Annotated in this window: 18 protein-coding genes; 9 read left to right on the top strand and 9 right to left on the bottom strand. The window is 69.2% G+C overall.

Annotation, left to right across the window (positions count from 1 at the left end; all coding sequences use genetic code 11):
* Positions 1 to 36: 36 nt before the first annotated feature.
* Positions 37 to 1,635, top strand: coding sequence for a hypothetical protein (locus tag ACIRG5_RS29350; protein ID WP_402910348.1), 1,599 nt, complete (start codon positions 37 to 39; stop codon positions 1,633 to 1,635).
* Here ACIRG5_RS29350 and ACIRG5_RS29345 read toward each other — a convergent pair.
* Complete coding sequence (locus ACIRG5_RS29345) at positions 1,617 to 2,510, bottom strand: LysR family transcriptional regulator (protein ID WP_402910346.1); 894 nt, start codon at positions 2,508 to 2,510, stop codon at positions 1,617 to 1,619. The genes ACIRG5_RS29350 and ACIRG5_RS29345 overlap by 19 nt on opposite strands.
* Positions 2,511 to 2,562: 52 nt before the next feature.
* Between ACIRG5_RS29345 and ACIRG5_RS29340 the strand changes: the two genes are divergently transcribed.
* Positions 2,563 to 3,807 (top strand): MFS transporter, encoded by a 1,245-nt coding sequence (locus ACIRG5_RS29340; RefSeq protein ID WP_402910343.1) that lies wholly within the window; start codon positions 2,563 to 2,565, stop codon positions 3,805 to 3,807.
* 1,329 nt (positions 3,808 to 5,136) lie between these two features.
* Here ACIRG5_RS29340 and glgA read toward each other — a convergent pair.
* Positions 5,137 to 6,288: a glycogen synthase gene (gene glgA / locus ACIRG5_RS29335; protein ID WP_402910340.1), complete on the bottom strand. Its 1,152-nt coding sequence runs from the start codon at positions 6,286 to 6,288 to the stop codon at positions 5,137 to 5,139.
* An 88-nt stretch (positions 6,289 to 6,376) separates the two neighbouring features.
* Between glgA and glgC the strand changes: the two genes are divergently transcribed.
* On the top strand, positions 6,377 to 7,591 hold the full coding sequence (glgC, locus tag ACIRG5_RS29330; RefSeq protein ID WP_093602423.1) for a glucose-1-phosphate adenylyltransferase: 1,215 nt from the start codon (positions 6,377 to 6,379) through the stop codon (positions 7,589 to 7,591).
* Positions 7,592 to 7,654: 63 nt separating this feature from the next.
* Here the strand turns inward: glgC and ACIRG5_RS29325 are convergent, their stop codons facing one another.
* A complete protein-coding gene (locus ACIRG5_RS29325) occupies positions 7,655 to 8,287 on the bottom strand; it encodes an O-methyltransferase (protein WP_402910336.1) in 633 nt (210 codons plus the stop codon).
* Between the two features lie 219 nt (positions 8,288 to 8,506).
* On the opposite strand from ACIRG5_RS29325, the gene sigE reads away from it, so the two are divergent.
* From sigE to tatB, 4 genes are all read left to right on the top strand, one after another.
* Complete coding sequence (sigE, locus tag ACIRG5_RS29320) at positions 8,507 to 9,088, top strand: RNA polymerase sigma factor SigE (protein WP_169746025.1); 582 nt, start codon at positions 8,507 to 8,509, stop codon at positions 9,086 to 9,088.
* Positions 9,085 to 9,615, top strand: coding sequence for a zf-HC2 domain-containing protein (locus ACIRG5_RS29315; protein WP_402910334.1), 531 nt, complete (start codon positions 9,085 to 9,087; stop codon positions 9,613 to 9,615). Before sigE ends, ACIRG5_RS29315 begins: the two co-directional genes overlap by 4 nt.
* Before the next feature lie 65 nt (positions 9,616 to 9,680).
* A complete protein-coding gene (locus tag ACIRG5_RS29310; RefSeq protein ID WP_402910331.1) occupies positions 9,681 to 11,201 on the top strand; it encodes a trypsin-like peptidase domain-containing protein in 1,521 nt (506 codons plus the stop codon).
* A gap of 17 nt (positions 11,202 to 11,218) precedes the next feature.
* On the top strand, positions 11,219 to 11,593 hold the full coding sequence (gene tatB / locus ACIRG5_RS29305; protein ID WP_330270937.1) for a Sec-independent protein translocase protein TatB: 375 nt from the start codon (positions 11,219 to 11,221) through the stop codon (positions 11,591 to 11,593).
* 94 nt (positions 11,594 to 11,687) lie between these two features.
* Here tatB and ACIRG5_RS29300 read toward each other — a convergent pair whose 3' ends face one another.
* Entirely contained in the window at positions 11,688 to 12,833 is a 1,146-nt protein-coding gene (locus ACIRG5_RS29300; RefSeq protein ID WP_402910329.1) for an Mrp/NBP35 family ATP-binding protein, read from the bottom strand.
* A 104-nt stretch (positions 12,834 to 12,937) separates the two neighbouring features.
* On the opposite strand from ACIRG5_RS29300, the gene ACIRG5_RS29295 reads away from it, so the two are divergent.
* Positions 12,938 to 13,405 carry a MarR family winged helix-turn-helix transcriptional regulator gene (locus tag ACIRG5_RS29295; RefSeq protein ID WP_035913526.1) on the top strand — a complete coding sequence of 156 codons (468 nt, stop codon included), beginning with the start codon at positions 12,938 to 12,940 and terminating at the stop codon, positions 13,403 to 13,405.
* The gene (locus ACIRG5_RS29290; RefSeq protein ID WP_402910326.1) at positions 13,402 to 13,800 is read left to right on the top strand and encodes an NUDIX domain-containing protein; all 399 of its coding nucleotides are present in this window, start codon (positions 13,402 to 13,404) and stop codon (positions 13,798 to 13,800) included. The genes ACIRG5_RS29295 and ACIRG5_RS29290 overlap by 4 nt, the downstream gene beginning before the upstream one ends.
* Here ACIRG5_RS29290 and ACIRG5_RS29285 read toward each other — a convergent pair.
* The 5 genes from ACIRG5_RS29285 to ACIRG5_RS29265 are packed head-to-tail and all read right to left on the bottom strand — an operon-like array spanning position 13,790 to position 17,157.
* Entirely contained in the window at positions 13,790 to 14,248 is a 459-nt protein-coding gene (locus ACIRG5_RS29285) for a hypothetical protein (protein ID WP_402910324.1), read from the bottom strand. The genes ACIRG5_RS29290 and ACIRG5_RS29285 overlap by 11 nt on opposite strands.
* On the bottom strand, positions 14,245 to 14,727 hold the full coding sequence (locus ACIRG5_RS29280; RefSeq protein ID WP_402910321.1) for a DUF1003 domain-containing protein: 483 nt from the start codon (positions 14,725 to 14,727) through the stop codon (positions 14,245 to 14,247). The genes ACIRG5_RS29285 and ACIRG5_RS29280 overlap by 4 nt, the downstream gene beginning before the upstream one ends.
* Positions 14,720 to 15,973 carry a magnesium transporter MgtE N-terminal domain-containing protein gene (locus ACIRG5_RS29275; protein WP_402910319.1) on the bottom strand — a complete coding sequence of 418 codons (1,254 nt, stop codon included), beginning with the start codon at positions 15,971 to 15,973 and terminating at the stop codon, positions 14,720 to 14,722. The genes ACIRG5_RS29280 and ACIRG5_RS29275 overlap by 8 nt, the downstream gene beginning before the upstream one ends.
* A gap of 15 nt (positions 15,974 to 15,988) precedes the next feature.
* On the bottom strand, positions 15,989 to 16,822 hold the full coding sequence (locus tag ACIRG5_RS29270; RefSeq protein ID WP_402910317.1) for an aminoglycoside phosphotransferase family protein: 834 nt from the start codon (positions 16,820 to 16,822) through the stop codon (positions 15,989 to 15,991).
* The gene (locus ACIRG5_RS29265; RefSeq protein ID WP_402910314.1) at positions 16,819 to 17,157 is read right to left on the bottom strand and encodes a hypothetical protein; all 339 of its coding nucleotides are present in this window, start codon (positions 17,155 to 17,157) and stop codon (positions 16,819 to 16,821) included. The genes ACIRG5_RS29270 and ACIRG5_RS29265 overlap by 4 nt, the downstream gene beginning before the upstream one ends.
* Between the last annotated feature and the right edge of the window lie 107 nt (positions 17,158 to 17,264).

Genomic DNA, 17,264 nt, shown 5'->3' with positions numbered 1-17,264 from the left:
ATGTGAGCGCCTTCACACCGTCGTAGAGGAGCGCTCGTGTTACTCCGCCTGGCTCTCGCCGTCTCGTTGGTATTAGCGGCCATATCTCCCGCCACCGCGGCCACGCCGTGGTGGGAACCGGTGGCGCGGCCCGCACAGGACTCGCAGATCAACGTGACCGGAGAGCCCTTCAAGGGCGTCGACGGGCAGGGCAGGGTGCGCGGGCTCGTCGACGCGCACAACCACCTCATGACCAACGAGGGCTTCGGCGGCAAGCTGATCTGCGGCAAGCCGTTCTCGGAGCAGGGCATCGCGGACGCGCTGAAGGACTGCCCCGAGCACTACCCGGCCGGTCTGGGCGCGATCTTCGAGGCGATCGTGACGGGTGACCTCGACGGCCACGACCCGGTGGGCTGGCCGACGTTCAAGGGCTGGCCGTCCTCCACGACGGTCTCGCACCAGCAGAACTACTACGCCTGGCTGGAACGGGCGTGGCGCGGCGGCCAGCGCGTGCTGGTCCAGGACCTGACGAGCAACGCCACGCTCTGCATCATCCACCCGTTCAAGGACAAGCCCTGCGACGAGATGCAGTCGGTCCGGCTGCAGGCCCAGCGCACCTACGAGCTGCAGGCGTTCGTCGACAAGCAGTTCGGCGGCGCGGGCAAGGGTTGGTTCCGCATCGTCACGTCGGCCGAGCAGGCGCGGGACGTGGTCGCGCAGGGCAAGCTCGCGGTGGTGCTCGGCATCGAGACCTCTGAGCTCTTCGGCTGCCGGACGTTCCTCGACATCCCGTTGTGCAACAAGGGCGACATCGACCGCGGCCTCGACGAGATGTACGCGCTCGGCGTGCGCAGCGCGTTCCTGTGCCACAAGTTCGACAACGCGCTGTGCGGCGTCCGGTTCGACTCGGGCACGCAGGGCGGTGTGATCAACGCGGGTCAGTTCCTGCGCACCGGCCAGTGGTGGCAGACCGAGCAGTGCAAGGGCCCGCAGCAGGACAACCCGATCGGCACCGTCGGCCCGAACGCGCTGATCCCGGCCTCGGCCGTCGCGCCCGCGTACGACCCGGCCAAGCGGTGCAACGTGCGCGGCCTGACGTCGCTCGGCGAGTACGCGGTGCAGGGCATGATGCGTCGGCACATGATGATCGAGGTCGACCACATGGGCGTGAAGGCCGCCGGCCGCACGCTGGACCTCGCCGCACAGGCGAAGTTCCCCGGCATCATCTCCAGCCACAGCTGGATGGACGCGCAGTGGACCGAGAAGGTCTACCAGCTCGGCGGGTTCGTGGCGGGCTACGAGAACAGCCCCGAGGGGTACGTCTCCCAGGCGGCCGCCGCGGAACCGTTGCGGCGCAAGTACGACGTGGGCATCGGGTTCGGCTCCGACTACAACGGCGTCGGCTCGCACCCGGCGCCGCAGACCGGCGTGACCTACCCGTTCCGCAGCTACCCGGACGGCCCGCTGGTCGACCGGCAGCGCACCGGTGAGCGGGTCTGGGACATCAACGTCGACGGCGGCGCGCACATCGGTCTGCTGCCGGACTGGGTCGAGAAGGTCCGTCAGCTCGGCGGTGACCAGCTGGTCCAGGACATGCTCGGTGGCGCCGAGTCGTACCTGAGGACGTGGTCGGGCACTCAGCGCTGGACGCCGTGAGTCCTGAGCGCGTGTTCGCGGAAGGCGCGGACGGCGGGCGGCAGCGGGTGGTCCTTCAGCCACGTCAGCCCGAAGATCCGGCCGGTGCGCGGGGTCAGCGGTAGCTCGCGCAGTCCGGGAGGTGGAGCGAACTCGGCGTGGGTCAGCAGTGCCACGCCGAGGCCCGCCGCCACCAGGCCCCGCACCGTCTCGATCTCCTGGCACTCGAAGACGTAGCGGGGCCTGAACCCGGCGGCCGCGCACATGTCGTCGGTGATCTGACGCAGGCCGTAGCCGTGCTCCAGGGTGATCAGGTCCTCACCCTCCAGGTCCTGGACCCGCACTGACTTCCTGGACTCCAGCCGGTGCTCCGCCGGCACGACGACGATCAGGGGCTGCTCGAACACGACCACCGACTCGAACTCGGGACCGACCGGCGGCGGGGCGACCAGCGCGAGGTCGATCTCGCCGCTCACGAGCTTGTCGATCACGGCCTGACGGGCGTTCTGGACCAGGCCGAACCGCACGTGCGGGTGCTCGGCGCGATAGCCGCGGACGAGTTCCGGCACGACCGCGCGGCCGAGCATGTGCAGGAAGCCCAGCACGACACGGCCCTTCTCCGGGTCGAGCTCCTCCTCGACCTCGCGCAGACCCGGTTCCAGCGCGGCCAGCGACCGGGTGGCGGCCTCGGCCAGCAGCCGGCCTGCCCGCGTGAGACGGACGCGCCTGCCGCTCTTCGTCATGATCGGTGCGCCGAGTTGCTCACCGAGCTCGGCGATCCAGCGGCTGACGGTGGGCTGGGGGAGCCCGACGCGTTCTGCGACCCGAGTCACGTGCTCGTCGGCGGCAAGTGCTTTCAGCACCGCCAGCTTCGGTGCCAGCTCCGATTCGTCCACGGATCGATTCTGGCGCATTTCCGTATTGGACGTATGGCTTAGCGTCGATCGTGTGAACAGGTTGACCGCGGCCATCGCCGCATCGGGGTTCGCGTGCTTCGCGCTGCTGTACACCCCGCAGCCGGTCATGCCGCAGATCGCCGCCGAGTACGGGCTGGGGCCGGGCAGCGCGTCGCTCGCGCTGTCCGCGGCGACCCTCGCGCTGGCCGTGGTGGTCGTGCCGATCGCGATGCTGTCCGAACGCGTCGGGCGTCGGCCGGTGATCGTGGTCAGCGTGCTGGTGGCGGCGTTGCTCGGGCTCGTGCTGCCGTTCGCGCCGAACTACGAGGTCTTCCTGGGCCTGCGGGTGCTGCAGGGCGTCGCGGCGGCCGGGGTGCCCGCGGCGTCCATGGCCTACCTCGCGGACGCGCTGGACAAGAAGAAGCTCGGCGCCGCGATGGGCGCGATGATCGCCGGGAACAGCCTCGGCGGGATGTCGGGGCGGCTCGTCACCGGGATGACGGTCGACTGGCTGGGATGGCGCGGCTCCGTGCTGCTCGCCGGCGTGTTCGGGCTGGTCGCGGCCCTGGTCGTGGTGTTCTTCCTGCCGAAGGCCAAGGCGATGCCGAAGCGCGCGCCCAGTGGCATGAAGGCGGCGTTGAAGGACCCGGTGCTGCTGTCGATGTACGTGGTCGCCGTGCTTCTCGTGGGCGCGTTCATCTCGTTCTACAACGTCGCGGGCTTCCAGCTCACCGGTCCGGCCTGGCTGGAGACGCTGGTGTTCCTGTTCTACGGGTTCGGCAGCACCTCGGCGGCGTTCGCGGGCAGGCTGGCCGACAGGTTCGGCCGCGGCAAGGTGCTGCTGCTGTGCATCGGCGTGGTGGCTCTCGGCGCCCTGGCGAGCCTGGTGTGGGTGCCGCTCGGCCTGGCGATCGTCACCGCCGGGTTCTTCGCGTCGCACACCACGGCGAGCGGCTGGGTCGCCGCACGGGCACCGGAGCACGCCCGCGGCCACGCGTCCGGGCTGTACCTGGCCGGGTTCTACGTGGGCAGCAGCGTCGGCGGGACGTCCGGCGCCACCGCGTACGAGGAGTGGGGCTGGGGCGGCCTGGTCCTGGTGATCCTGGGCTGGCTCGCCTTGGCGGCGATGCTGGCTCAGAACTCCAGGGCGAGGGTGACGCGCGAGTCGACCGGCGCGATGGTGGTCTTGCCGAGGCGTGACAGGTCCACCGTTCCGTCGACCATGCCGACCGAGACCGAACGGGTGTCCGCCGGGACCTCGACCACGATCGCGAACGGCAGCGGGCCGCCGTCGTAGCGGGCGCCGACCTGCCGGGCGGTCGACCCGTCCGGCAGCGTCACGGTGATCAGGTCCTTGGTGAGGAGGCCGCCCGCGGTGTCGGGCAGGTTGCCGGTCGCCTCGACCCGCACCTCCAGCAACGCCTTGTCCGGCGCGGAGATCGTGGCCACGTCGTACTGGCTCTCGCCGAGCTTGACCGGGCGCTGCCGGCCGAGCCTGACCCCGGTGACCTTCATGCCGAGCTCGCGGTCGCCGAAGCGGATCTTCTGCGTCTGGTCGGAGAACTGCGGGGGAGCGGCGGCGCGCTGCAGCACGTGCGGCGGGCTGTCGGTGCGCTTGCCGGACGGGACCTCGGCGCGCTGCTCCAGCGACTTGGCGCCGAGCGTGCCGAGCGTGAGCGACTCGGTGCCCTGCTGCGGGTCGGGCACGGTGTAGACGACGAACACCGAGCCGTTGGCCGGCAGCCGGTCGGCGGGCAGCACCTGGCGCTTGCCCGGCACCTCCAGCGCGAGCTCGGACGGCTGCGGGGCGAATCCCTGCCAGTTGGTGCGGTGGAAGCCGCTGTCGGTCTCGTTGAGCTTCTCGACCTTCATCCTGACCACGCGCAGCCGTGACCCGGCCTCCGCGCGCACCGTGCCCTCGGCGGTGAACCAGACGTCCGGGTTCGCCCAGCCGGTGACGGCGGTGCCGAGCAGGTCGTCGCGCAGCTTGATGTCGGCGTTGCCGAGGCCGAGGTCGACGTTGTTGCGCTTGCCGTCGTCGGGCAGCACGGCCAGGAAGTCGCGCCCGGCCGTCAGGTCCTGCTGCTTGGACGGGTCGAACTCCTTGCCGTCGGTGCGCACGAGCTTGCCGGTCGGCGTGCTGCGGTTGCCCTTCTCCGGCACCTGAGGTGACTGCACCTCGTAACGGACCTCGTCGCCCGTCTTGGTGACTTCCTTGAGCGGCACGGGCACCCAGTCGGTACCGGCACCGGTGCCGGGGACCTGGACCGGTCCGCACCACAGCCGCTTGTCGACCTCGGACTCAAGACCCGTCTTCTGGAACCAGCAGCTGACCGCGGCGGCGCCCGCCCGCGCTACGTAGCCGTACTCCAGCGTGTACGCGAGCTGCGCCTCGGCGTTCGCCTGCAGGTCAGAGGCCTCGGCGAGCTTCTTGCCGTCCACCGTGAGCTGGACCGCGGCCGGCTGGGCGGCGGGAGCTGTGGCACATCCGGTCACTGCCAGAAGGACCGTCAGACCCAGCACCGCACAACGCACAGTCCTCGCGCCCCTCACCAGTTGAAACCACAACGTCACTACTGGTTAAAGGCGGCGTTCACACTTTGGGGTTGCCCTGGGCGAGTGTGGCTCAAATCACACTGCGGTAGACCTCGACTGTTTGCGCGGCCATCGTCGACCAGGAGAACTCCTGCTCAGCGCGGGTGCGTCCGGCGGCCCCGAAACGCTTCGCGCGCTCGGGGTCTGTGACGAGTTCGTTGATCGATTCGGCGAGCTGCTGTCGATATGTCGACAAATCATTCTCGTCGTAGTGGACGAGAAGGCCCGTCTCGCCGTGCACGACGACTTCGGGGATGCCGCCGACGTCGCTCGCGACGACCGCCGTGCCGCACGCCATCGCCTCCAGGTTCACGATGCCCAGCGGCTCGTAGACCGACGGGCACGCGAACACCGTCGCGTGGCTCAGGATCTGCCGGACCTCGGCGGGCTGCAGCATCTTCTGGATCCAGAAGACACCCGGACGCGCCTGGGAGAGCTCGCTGACCGCCTGTCGGGTCTCCTCGGCGATCTCCGGTGTGTCCGGTGCCCCGGCGCACAGCACGATCTGCGCTTCCGGATCGATGTGGTGCGCGGCCGCGACGAGATGGCCGACGCCCTTCTGACGAGTGATCCTTCCCACGAACGCCACGATCGGCTTCGCGGGATCGATTCCACGAGACGTCAGGGCGTCCGTTTCCCCGACCGGGTGGTAGGCGACGCTGTCGATCCCGTTGCGGACGACGTGCACCTTCGCCGGGTCGAGCGCGGGGTAGGCGTCGAGCACGTCGATCCGCATGCCCTCGCTCACGGCGATGACTGCGTCGGCGTGTTCGTACGCCGTGCGCTCCGCCCAGGAGGAGATCCGGTATCCGCCGCCGAGCTGCTCGGCCTTCCACGGCCGGCGCGGTTCCAGCGAGTGCGCCGTCACCACGTGCGGGATCCCGTGCAGGAGTTTGCCCAGGTGACCGCCCATGTTGGCGTACCAGGTGTGCGAGTGCAGGAGGTTCGCCGCGGACACCGCGGCGGCCATCTCAAGATCGACCGCGAGGGTCGTCAGAGCCGCGTTCGCCTGCTCCAGGCTGTGCGGTGGGTTGTGGGCCGTGGCGTCCGATCGGGGTGCACCGAAGCAGTGCACGTCGACGTCCACGAGCTCGCGAAGATGGGGCACGAGGAAACCCACGTGCACACCAGCTCCACCGTAAACCTCCGGCGGATACTCCCGCGTCAGCAGCGCAACTCGCACGCACTCACCGTAGATCACGGACGTCCCTGTTGGGACAAACCGGTTTGCGTCTGGTTCGAGAACGATCGCACGGATAGGGTCACATACCGTGAAGGGGCAGCCGCACGTTCTCGGAATTGTGCTTGCCGGTGGTGAAGGCAAGCGCCTGTGGCCACTGACGGCCGACCGCGCGAAACCGGCTGTGCCCTTCGGGGGCAACTACCGGCTGGTCGACTTCGTGCTGTCGAACCTGGTCAACGCGGGGCTCGCGAAGCTCTGCGTGCTGACGCAGTACAAGTCGCACTCACTGGACCGCCACATCTCGACGACGTGGCGCCTGTCCAATGTGCTCGGTCAGTACGTGACACCGGTACCGGCGCAGCAACGCCTGGGCCCGCGCTGGTACACGGGCTCGGCGGACGCGATCTTCCAGTCGCTGAACCTCGTCCACGACGAGAAGCCGGACCACGTCGTCATCTTCGGCGCCGACCACGTGTACCGGATGGACCCCGGCCAGATGATCTCGCAGCACGTCGAGTCGGGCGCGGCCGTGACCGTCGCCGGTATCCGGGTGCCGCGCAACGAGGCCAAGGCGTTCGGGTGCATCGACAGCGATGCGTCGGGGAAGATCACCCGGTTCCTGGAGAAGCCTTCCGAGCCGCCGCACGTGCCGGACGATCCGGAAGTGACTTTCGCTTCAATGGGCAACTACGTCTTCACGACCGAGGCGTTGCTGGACGCGCTTCGCGGGGACGCGTTGAACCCCGACTCGGACCACGACATGGGTGGCGACATCATCCCCATGCTGGTGGACCGGGGGAAGGCGCACGTCTACGACTTCCAGGACAACGACGTGCCCGGCGCCACCGACCGGGATCGCGGGTACTGGCGGGACGTCGGGACCATCGACGCCTACTACGACGCTCACATGGATCTTGTTTCGGTCCATCCGATTTTCAACCTGTACAACCAGTTGTGGCCTATTCGGACGGCCACGCCGCCGTTGCCTCCCGCGAAGTTCATCGCTGGAGGGTCCGCTGAGGACTCGATGGTGGGGCCAGGGTCGATCATCTCCGGGAAGATCCACGGGTCGGTGATCTCTTCCGACGTGACGGTCGAGGTCGGGTCCGTGGTGCAGGGGTCGGTGCTGTTGCCCGGAGTTCGGATCGGCAAGGGTGCTGTTGTTCGGCGGGCTATTTTGGACAAGAACGTTGTTGTGCCCGACGGTGCGTTGATCGGTGTGGACGCTCCTATGGACCGTGAGCGCTACACGGTGTCCGCGAGCGGCGTCACCGTCCTGGGCAAGGGCGTCCGCGCCTACTGACTCGCCGCACGCGGGGACCTTTCGTTCGGTGAGACCGAACGAAAGGTCCCCGCGTGCGATGTTTCAGGGGCGGCGGGCTGCCACGAGGAGGCCGTCGCCCAGCGGCAGGATGACGGGCACGAGGCGGTCGTCCTCCTTCACCAGGCGCGCGATGTCCCGCATGGCCTGGGTCGAGTCATCCCGTTTGCTGGGATCCACGACGGCGCCGTGCCACAGGACGTTGTCGAACGCGATCACGCCGCCCGGGCGCAGCATGCGGACGCCGTGTTGCAGGTACTGCGGGTACTCGGGCTTGAAGGCGTCCACGAAGACGAGGTCGTACGCCGCGTCCGTCAGGCGTGGGAGGACGTCCAGGGCCTTGCCCATGATCAGGCGGGTGCGCGACGGGGAGATGCCTGCCGCCGCGTAGGCCTCGCGGGCAGCCCGTTGGTGTTCCGAGGCCACGTCTATCGAGGTCAGGATGCCTGATTGGGGCATGCCCGCCAGCAGGTAGAGGCCGCTGGTGCCCGCGCCGGTGCCGATCTCGACGACCGCGCGGGCCTGGAGTGCGGTCGCGAGGAACCGCAGGGCGGCGCCTCCGCCCGCGCCGATGGGCACGCAGCCCAGTTCCTGGCCGCGTGCTCGTGCTGCCAGGTGTACGTCGTCCTCGGGGAGGTACTGCTCGACGTACTCCCGCAGGGCCGATTCCGGGGTCACGGAGTAGCAGGTTAGTGCTTCGAGTGCCCAAAACGGGTGAACGTGGCCCGAACCGAGATTCTCAGGGTGCTCTCAGCCCACTCTCACGATCGTTTAAAGCGCGCGGGAGAAGGTACAGAAGCAACAAGCCAGGCTCTAGTCGGGAACAAGCCGGACCCGTCGCCCGTTGAGCCGCATAAGGGTCGCCGGGCGGCCCACATGGAGGTGCCGAAACACCTGATGCGCACGCAGTCGAGTTCTCCGGAGGCCGTCGCGCCCATCGAGACGGCCGACTGGACGCCGCCCTCGTGGGACGCGATCGTCCGTGAGCACGCGGACAGGGTCTACCGGCTCGCGTACCGCTTGACCGGCAACCAGCACGACGCCGAGGACCTGACGCAGGAGACCTTCATCCGCGTCTTCCGGTCGCTGGCGTCGTACAAGCCGGGCACCTTCGAGGGGTGGCTGCACCGCATCACCACCAACCTCTTCCTCGACATGGCACGCCGGCGCAGCCGCGTGCGCATGGAGGCGCTGCCCGAGGACAACGACCGCCTCGAGGGTGACGACCTGTCCCCTGAGGAAATCTATGACGAGAACCACCTGGACCCCGACCTGCAGGCCGCGCTGGACGAGCTCCCGCCGGAGTTCCGTGCCGCGGTCGTGCTCTGTGACGTGGAAGGTCTTTCCTACGAGGAGATCGGCGCCACGCTAGGGGTGAAGATGGGTACGGTGAGGAGCAGGATCCACCGGGGCCGCCAGGCTCTGCGGGTCGCGCTCGAACGCCGTCGTCAAGAATCGTTGCTGGAGGACTCTGCATGACCGACCTCCGTGGTTGGGGCCTGCCTGAGCAGCATCTCTTGCCGGATGCCGTGGTCGCGTTCGTGGACGGAGAACTGTCCTCGACCGCCCACGAGCGAGCCTCCGCGCACATCCAGCGCTGCGGCTTCTGCGCATTCGAGACCTTCACGCAGCAGCAGGCGCGCTCCGCGGTGCGCACCGCTTCGACGCCCACGGCGTCGGCCTCGCTGCTGGACAGGCTCGGCGCGATCCCCCAGGAGGTCGAACTGCCGTCCGCTCCGGACGGGCTCGCGATCACCGAGGACGGTCAGTTCGTCGCCGTGCAGAGGACGGACAAGCCCGCGTTCGGCTCAGGGCCGGTGCTGGGTTCGTCGAGACCTCTGGGCAGCAACGGCTGGTTCAGCGGCCGCCGTGCCCGCCAGGGTGCCGGCGTCGTCGTGAGCGGCATGTTGCTGGGCGCGCTCGCGTTCACCACGCCGGAGAGCGAAGCGCCCGCCACGACGCCGGTTCCGCAGAACGCCGGCGCGATCTTCGCGACCACCCCCTGACAGTCATTTCACTGTTCGTGAGGCACGCTGTAGTTCAGCACTCCTAGCGGAAAACTCGGGGAGAGATGAGCCAGCAGCCGCCCAACGGCCAGACGTCCACACCCGTTTCCGGAGTGGACGACGGAGCTCATCGCCGGCTCCGGCCACGGCCACTGGTGCAGCCGACGGTCGACCCCGCGTCCGCCACCGCCTTCGGCCGCCCGGACGGTGTCGCCGGGGCGTTCGCCGCGCGCGACGTGCCCGTGTCCCAGCTCCAGTCCGCGCCACCGCCTCCCGAGTCCCTCGTGACGGCGTTCGGTCGTCAGGGCTCTCAGGAGCTGTTGCAGCGGCCGCCGCAGCCCGTGTCCGACCCGGATCCGGACATCGATCCGGTGTTCTGGGGCGACAAGCCCGCCGGTGACCCGTGGCGCGACCCGGCCTCCGGTGCCGTGATCGGCCCGCCCGCCGTCGGTGAGGACCCGCCGGGCGAACCTGAGCGCAAGCCGGAGCCCGGTCCCCAGCTGAGCGTTCCCGAGCTGCTGTTCGGTCGTCGGGTGAAGCCCGCCGCGATGGCGTTGCTGCTCACGGTCGCGCTCGTGCTCGGCGCCGTCGGCGGTCTCGTCGGCTGGCTGATCGGCCGGGCCGGAAACCCGCTGACCGACTCGACCGTCACGCTGGCCGAGATCACCGAGGGCAAGGAACGTCCCGCCGGTTCGATCTCCGAGATCGCCAAGCGCGTCACACCCAGCGTCGTCTCGATCGAGTTCAAGGGCGCGAACGTCGCGGGTGTCGGTTCCGGCGTCATCATCGAGGCCGGCGGCTACATCCTGACCAACGACCACGTCGTCGCCCCGGCCGCGCAGGACTCCTCTGCCAAGCTCAGCGCCGTCTTCACCGACGGCACCCGCGCCCAGGCCCGCGTCGTCGGCCGCGACCCCAAGACCGACCTCGCGGTCATCAAGGTCGAGGTCACCAACCCCACCGTCCTGCAGTTCGGCAACTCCGACGACCTCCAGGTCGGCGACAGCGTGATCGCCATCGGCTCGCCGCTGCAGCTGTCCAACACCGTCACCGAGGGCATCGTCTCCGCGCTGCACCGCCCGGTGACCGCCGCCGGCGAGAACGGCGGCCCGCAGGTCACCTACGACGCGATCCAGACCGACGCCGCCATCAACCCGGGCAACTCGGGCGGCGCGCTGGTCGACTCGCGCGGCGCCCTGATCGGCATCAACTCGTCGATCCGCACCGAGACCGGCGGTTCGGTCGGCCTCGGCTTCGCGATCTCCGGCAAGCAGGCCCGCAAGATCAGCCAGGAGCTGATCCGCAACGGCCAGGTCAAGCACGCGGACATGAACGTCAACGTCAAGTCGGTGTCCGCCGAGACCTCCGAGGGCGCCCAGGTGCAGAACGTCCCCGCGGGTGGTGCCGCGGCGGCCGCGGGCATCCAGGAGGGCGACGTCATCACCAAGCTCGGCGACCGCATGGTCCGCAACGCCGCCGAACTGGTCGTCGCGGTCAGGGAGCACGAAATCGGCGAAACCGTGCAGGTGGTGCTGGCACGCCAGGGCCGTGAGCTCAAACTAGACGTGACATTGAAGAGCGACTGAGAAGTAGGCTGAGACCTGTGTTCGACAGCATCGGATGGGTAGAGATCCTCATCATCGTCGTCGCGGGTCTCTTCATCCTGGGGCCCGAACGCCTGCCATCGGCCGCGGCCTGGCTGGGCAAGACGGTGAGGCAGGTCCGCGAGTACGCGACCGGCGCGCGGGAGCAGTTGAAGCAGGAGATGGGCCCGGAGTTCGAGTCGCTCCGCAAGCCCCTCGAAGACCTGCGGGAGCTGCGCAACTTCGACCCGAAGCGCGCGGTGACCAAGCACCTCTTCGACGACCCCGAACCGACCAAGTCCAACGGCTACCCGACGCCGTCGACCCCGCCCGCGGCCGAACAGCGTCCGCTCGCACCGGGCGAGCGTCCACCGTACGACCCGGACGCGACCTGACCTCGTTCTGAAGTAACGCGGGGGGGGGGGGGGGGGGGGGGGGGGGGGGCGGGGGGCCCCCCCCCCCCCCCCCCGCGTTACTTGTGAAGCAGGGTTAGCGGCCTGCGGGGGAGACGTTGAGCAGGCGTCCCGCCAGTCCGCGCGAACGGACCGACAGCTTCGTGGCGATCTCGGTCAGCACCTGGGCGGCGGCCGAGTCCGGCACCGCCTGCACGATGGGCGTGCCCGAGTCGCCGTTCTCCCGCAGGCGCGGGTCGAGCGGCACCTGGCCGAGCAGCGGCACGTCGGAGCCGATGGCCTTGGTCAGCGACTCCGCGACGGCCGCGCCGCCACCGGTGCCGAAGACGTCCATGCGCGAACCGTCGGGCATCTCCAGCCACGACATGTTCTCGATGACACCCGAGACCCGCTGACGGGTCTGCAGCGCGATCGACCCGGCACGCTCGGCCACCTCGGCGGCGGCCTGCTGCGGGGTGGTGACGACCAGGATCTCGGCGTTCGGCACGAGCTGGGCGACGGAGATCGCGATGTCGCCGGTGCCGGGCGGCAGGTCGATCAGCAGCACGTCCAGGTCGCCCCAGAACACGTCCGCGAGGAACTGCTGCAACGCCCGGTGCAGCATCGGCCCGCGCCACACGACCGGCGTGTTGCCCGGGGTGAACATACCGATCGAGATGACCTTCACGCCCTGCGACTGCGGCGGCATGATCATCTTCTCGACCTGGGTGGGACGGCCCTCGACGCCCAGCATGCGCGGGATCGAGTGGCCGTAGATGTCCGCGTCGACGATGCCGACGGACAGTCCGCGAGCGGCCATCGCCACGGCGAGGTTCACGGTCACGGACGACTTGCCGACGCCGCCCTTGCCGGACGCGACGCAGTACACGCGCGTCAGCGAGCCCGGCTGGGCGAACGGGATGACCGGCTCTTCCGCGCCGCCGCGCAGCGTCTTGCGGAGCTCGGTGCGCTGAGCGTCGCTCATCACGTCGAGGTCGACTCGCACGGACGAGACGCCGTCCAGCGCCGAGACGGCCGCGGTGACGTCCTTGGTGATCTTGTCGCGCATCGGGCAGCCCGCGACCGTGAGGAAGATGCCGACCACCACGACGCCGTCCGCGCCGACCTCGACGTCCTTGACCATGCCGATCTCGGTGATCGGGCGGCGGATCTCGGGGTCCTGCACACCGGAGAGCGCCTTGCGGACGTCCTCGACGGTGGGGAGTGGCTGTGTGGTGGTCACCTGCCCCATGCTACGTCCGGTTCGCGCCTCTCCTACCGGCCGGTCACTTCTCCGCACAGGCCCAGGTCGTAGCCGGGAGGGCGCTGTCCGTAACATCGACGCCCGTGCCGGAATCGGGTAGTTCCCGGTTGCCCACCCGTGTCGAGCTAGGGGTGTGGCGATCGTTCCTCCGCGCGCATGCACGGATCACGAGGGTCCTCGAGGCCGAACTGATTGCTGAGCAGCGCCTATCGCTCGCGGCGTACGACGTGCTGGTTCAACTGGCCGAGACGCCTTCCATGCGCATGCGCATGACCGAACTGGCCGACGCCGTCCTGCTGTCCCGCTCTGGCGTGACCCGCCTGGTGGACCGACTGGAACGGGCAGGCCTCGTCGGGCGGGAACGCGCAGACGGTGACGGACGCGGCATCGTGGCCGTGCTCACACCGCTGGGCGCCGAACGTTTGCGCAGTGCCTCCACCACCCACCTCGCCGGCGTCGCCGAGCACTTCGGGGAGAGCTTCGGCCCCGGTGAGCTCGAGGCCTTCGGCCGCACGTGCGATCGCCTGGCCGCGGACGACGTCTTTCCGTGATCACGGTGGTGGGACTGGTGCACGTCGAGGCTGGCCGCCTCCTCGTTGTTCGCTCACGCAACAAGAAGGCCTTCTACCTTCCCGGCGGCAAGATCGAGCCAGGTGAGACCCCCGTTGACGCCGTGCGCAGGGAGGTCAGGGAAGAACTCGGCATCGAACTCGACGGCCCCGAGGTCCTCAAGCGCTACGTCGCCCCGGCCTACGGCGAGGGTGAGGGCGCGATGGTCGACATGACCTGCTTCACGGCCTCGCTGCTGGGCACGCCGCGGCCCACGAGCGAGATCGCCGAACTGACCTACGTGACGCGGGACGAGTACCGCGGGCACACCGAGACCGCACCCGCGATCCACGAGGTCCTGGCGGACCTGGTCGCGAGTGGACGGATCAGGACGTGATCCGGCGCACTTCCGCCATCACGTCGGCGTCCACGTCGGCCGGAGACAGTTCCGGGTAGTACTCCAGCGTCTCGTAGATGTCGCGCAGCGCCGCCAGCTCTTCCGCCTCCGGCAGGTCGTGGCTGAAGTGCTGATGCACCCACTCGGCCAGTTCCCGCGGTGACATCTCTCCGGCGAGCGTGCGCCGGGCCATCAGCCGCAGTCCTTCCTCTCTGCCGCCGTCGCTTCGGTACTCGTGGTGGTCGAGCCCGAGTTCCCGCAGCGCGTCCTCCATCAGCGGCGGAACCTCTTCCCACGCATGTTTCAGCGAGGCTCCGGCCAGCATGCTGACGGCGGGACCGTCGACGCCCGCGACAACCAGCTCGCAGGCCGCGAGCACGACGTCGGTGTCCCTGGTCTCGTTCACGTGCCACAGCGCCACGACGTCGCGGAACTCCTCGACCGTCAAGGCCGGACCTTCTTCAGGTTGTTCTGCTCCTTCACCAGCTTCTCCAGCTCACCGCGGATGAAGTCGCGCGTCGCCACCTCGCCCAGCGCCAGCCGCACGGCGGCCAGCTCCCGCGCCAGGTACTCGGTGTCCGCCTTGGTCTGCGCCGCCCGCGACCGGTCCTCCTCCAGCGACACCCGGTCCCGGTCGTCCTGCCGGTTCTGCGCGAGCAGGATCAACGGCGCGGCGTAGGCGGCCTGCGTCGAGAACGCCAGGTTCAGCAGGATGAACGGGTACGGGTCCCATCGCAGCGACACGGCCACGAGGTTCACCACGATCCAGGCGAGCACGATCAGCGTCTGCCAGAACAGGAACTTGCCGGTGCCGAGGAACCGCGCGAGTCGTTCGGAGAGCTGGCCGAAGGTGTCGGGGTCGATCGAGAAGCGGAAGCCGCGTGGTTCGCGCGGCAGGTCGAGTCTGCGCCGAGGCAGTTCAGGCATGGCTCAGTCCCGTCTCGCGCCAGTTCGCCGGCAGCAGGTGGTCCAGCACGTCGTCCACGGTGACGGCGCCGAGCAGGTGCTCGGCCTCGTCGAGCACCGGGGCGCACACCAGGTTGTAGGTCGCGAAGTAGCGCGTCACGTCGCTCAGCGAGGCGTCCGCCGACAGGGAGGTCAGGTCCGTGTCGAGCACTCCGGCGACGAGGTCGAACGGCGGTTCGCGCAGCAGTCGTTGGATGTGCACGCAGCCCAGGTAACGGCCGGTCGGCGTCGCGGAGGGGGAGCGGCACACGAAGACCATCGACGCCAGCGCGGGCGTGAGGTCGGGATTTCGCACTCGTGCCAACGCTTCCGCGATCGTCGCGTCCGGCGTGAGGATGATCGGTTCCGGTGTCATCAGGCCACCGGCCGTGTCGAACGAGTACTCCAGCAGGCGCCGGACCGGGGCCGACTCCTCCGGTTCCATCAGTTCCAGCAGCCGGTCCTTCATGCCTTCGGCGAGCTCGCTGAGCAGGTCCGCCGCGTCGTCCGGGTTCATCGCCTCCAGGATGTCCGCGGCGCGTTCCTCGTCCAGGTGCGACAGGACGTCCTTCTGGTCGTCTTCGGACAGTTCCTCGATGACGTCCGCGAGCCGTTCGTCGTCGAGCGCGTCCGCCACCTCGTAGCGGCGCTTGGGCGGCAGCTCGTGCAGGGAGTTCGCGACGTCGGCCGCGCGCATGCCCTCGAAGACCGCCACCAGCTGGTGCGCGCTCTGCGGCTGGCCCGCGATCTCGTTCACGCTCAGGCCGGCGACGTCCTCCCACCGCCACACCTGCACCGGCCCCTTGAGACTGAACCTGCCGGTCCGTTCGCGCCCGGCGACGCGGACCATGCGCCAGTCGCGGGTGCGGGTCACCTCCATCGCGGCGTCCACGACCACCGCGGTGGCGCCGTCCCCGACCTGGATCTTGGCGTCGAGCAGTTCGCCGATCACCAGCACCTCGTTGACGCGCTGGTGGAACGGCCGCAGGTTCACCGATCCGGTCGCGAGCGTCACGGCGTTCGGCTCGATCGAGGTGACCCGCAGCATCGGCACGAAGATCCGCCGGCGCGTCACGAGCTCGACGACCATGCCGAGCACGCGCGGCGGTTGCCGGTCGATGCGGAGGCTGATCACGACGTCACGGGCCTTGCCGACGGGTTCGCCGTCGGGGCCGAACACGGGAAGTCCGGCCAGCTGGGCGATGTAGATCCTGTTCACAGCCACCACAACACCCAGGCTAGATCAGGTCCGGGCCGCCCACCCGGCAATGTCGGCGCAGATCACCGCCATGTCCGCCATGTCCTCCTCCAGGCACCAGATCCAGTTGGCGACAGCGCGGTGCAGCGTCCAGTCACGCGCCTTCGCGACGTCCAGCTCCCCCGCGTCGCAGATCGCGAGGAAACGGTCGGTGAGCCCGCGGTGGCCGTCCAGTTCGTCGAACCTGTTCCACAGCAACGGAATCACGCAGTACTCGGGATCGCCGGACAGCGGTTTCGGGTCGATCACCAGCCACGGCTCGCGGTCGCCGCGCAGCACGTTCTGGTAGTGCAGGTCCTCGTTGACCAGCGTCGTGCCCATCGGCCTCGTCCCGGCCTCGCGGGCGGCGTCGAGCAGCTTCGCGGGGATCGCGGGATGGCTTCGGAGGGTGTTCGTGAAGCGCCGGATCTCGCCGGGAGCCTCGACACCGCGGTGGCGGCGCAGCAGCTCGCCGATCACCCCGATCGCCAGATCGACCGGCTCGTCGTCGAGCGAGTGCTGGTCGAGGCGTTCCAGCAGCAGTGCGCCGAGCTCCTCGTCGTGGCCGAGCAGCTGGACGGCGCCGTCGCCGTTGTAGAGCTTGAGCGCCAGCGGTTCCTGCGCGGTCTCGTCGTCGACCCAGCTGAGCTTGAGCACTGCTGGATGGCCGTCCGCTCTGCGGACCGGCAGCACGACGGCGCAGAACCCGTTCATCAGCGCGCCGTCCGGGGTGAGCTGCCAGCGGGCGCACGCCTTGGTGGCGAGCTTCGGCAGCTTCGCGACCCACTCGCCGGCGCCGTCGCCCAGACCCTCGCCGAAGCCCTCGGGCACGGTGATCATGAGCCGAACTCCAGCCGGTACACGGCGTCCCACTCCGGTGTGGTGTTGAGCCGGGCGGTCTTCAACGCCAGCGCCGTCTCGCCGTCCGGCTCCGTCAGGTGCGCGACGGCGGACGCGTCGATGAGGTGGGAGTGCGTGCTGGGGGAACGGACGGTGACGGTGACCTCTGCTCCATCGGTCAGTCCCGGCACCTCCGGTTCGGTGCCGCCGGAGATGATCCACAGCGCGTCGGCACGCCAGTGCGCGTGCACGAGACGGGGTTCGTGGCCGGGTGAGGTGATCCAGACGGCCGCCGCTTTCCGCAACGCCGCGTCCAGTACTCGAGTGATCTCCACCGGTTCAGCCTGCCAGGCTTTGTGAAACGGGACTCAGCGAATATGCGCCCGGAGATGATGCGTGCCACTGTGGCGCTCATAGTTACCGGCCGGTACAAGGAGGTACT

It is taken from the genome of Lentzea sp. NPDC102401, from assembly GCF_044765805.1.
GTDB lineage: Bacteria > Actinomycetota > Actinomycetes > Mycobacteriales > Pseudonocardiaceae > Lentzea > Lentzea sokolovensis.
The sequence above is the reverse complement of the archived record's forward strand: the minus strand, read 5'-3'. Positions and strand labels throughout refer to the sequence as shown.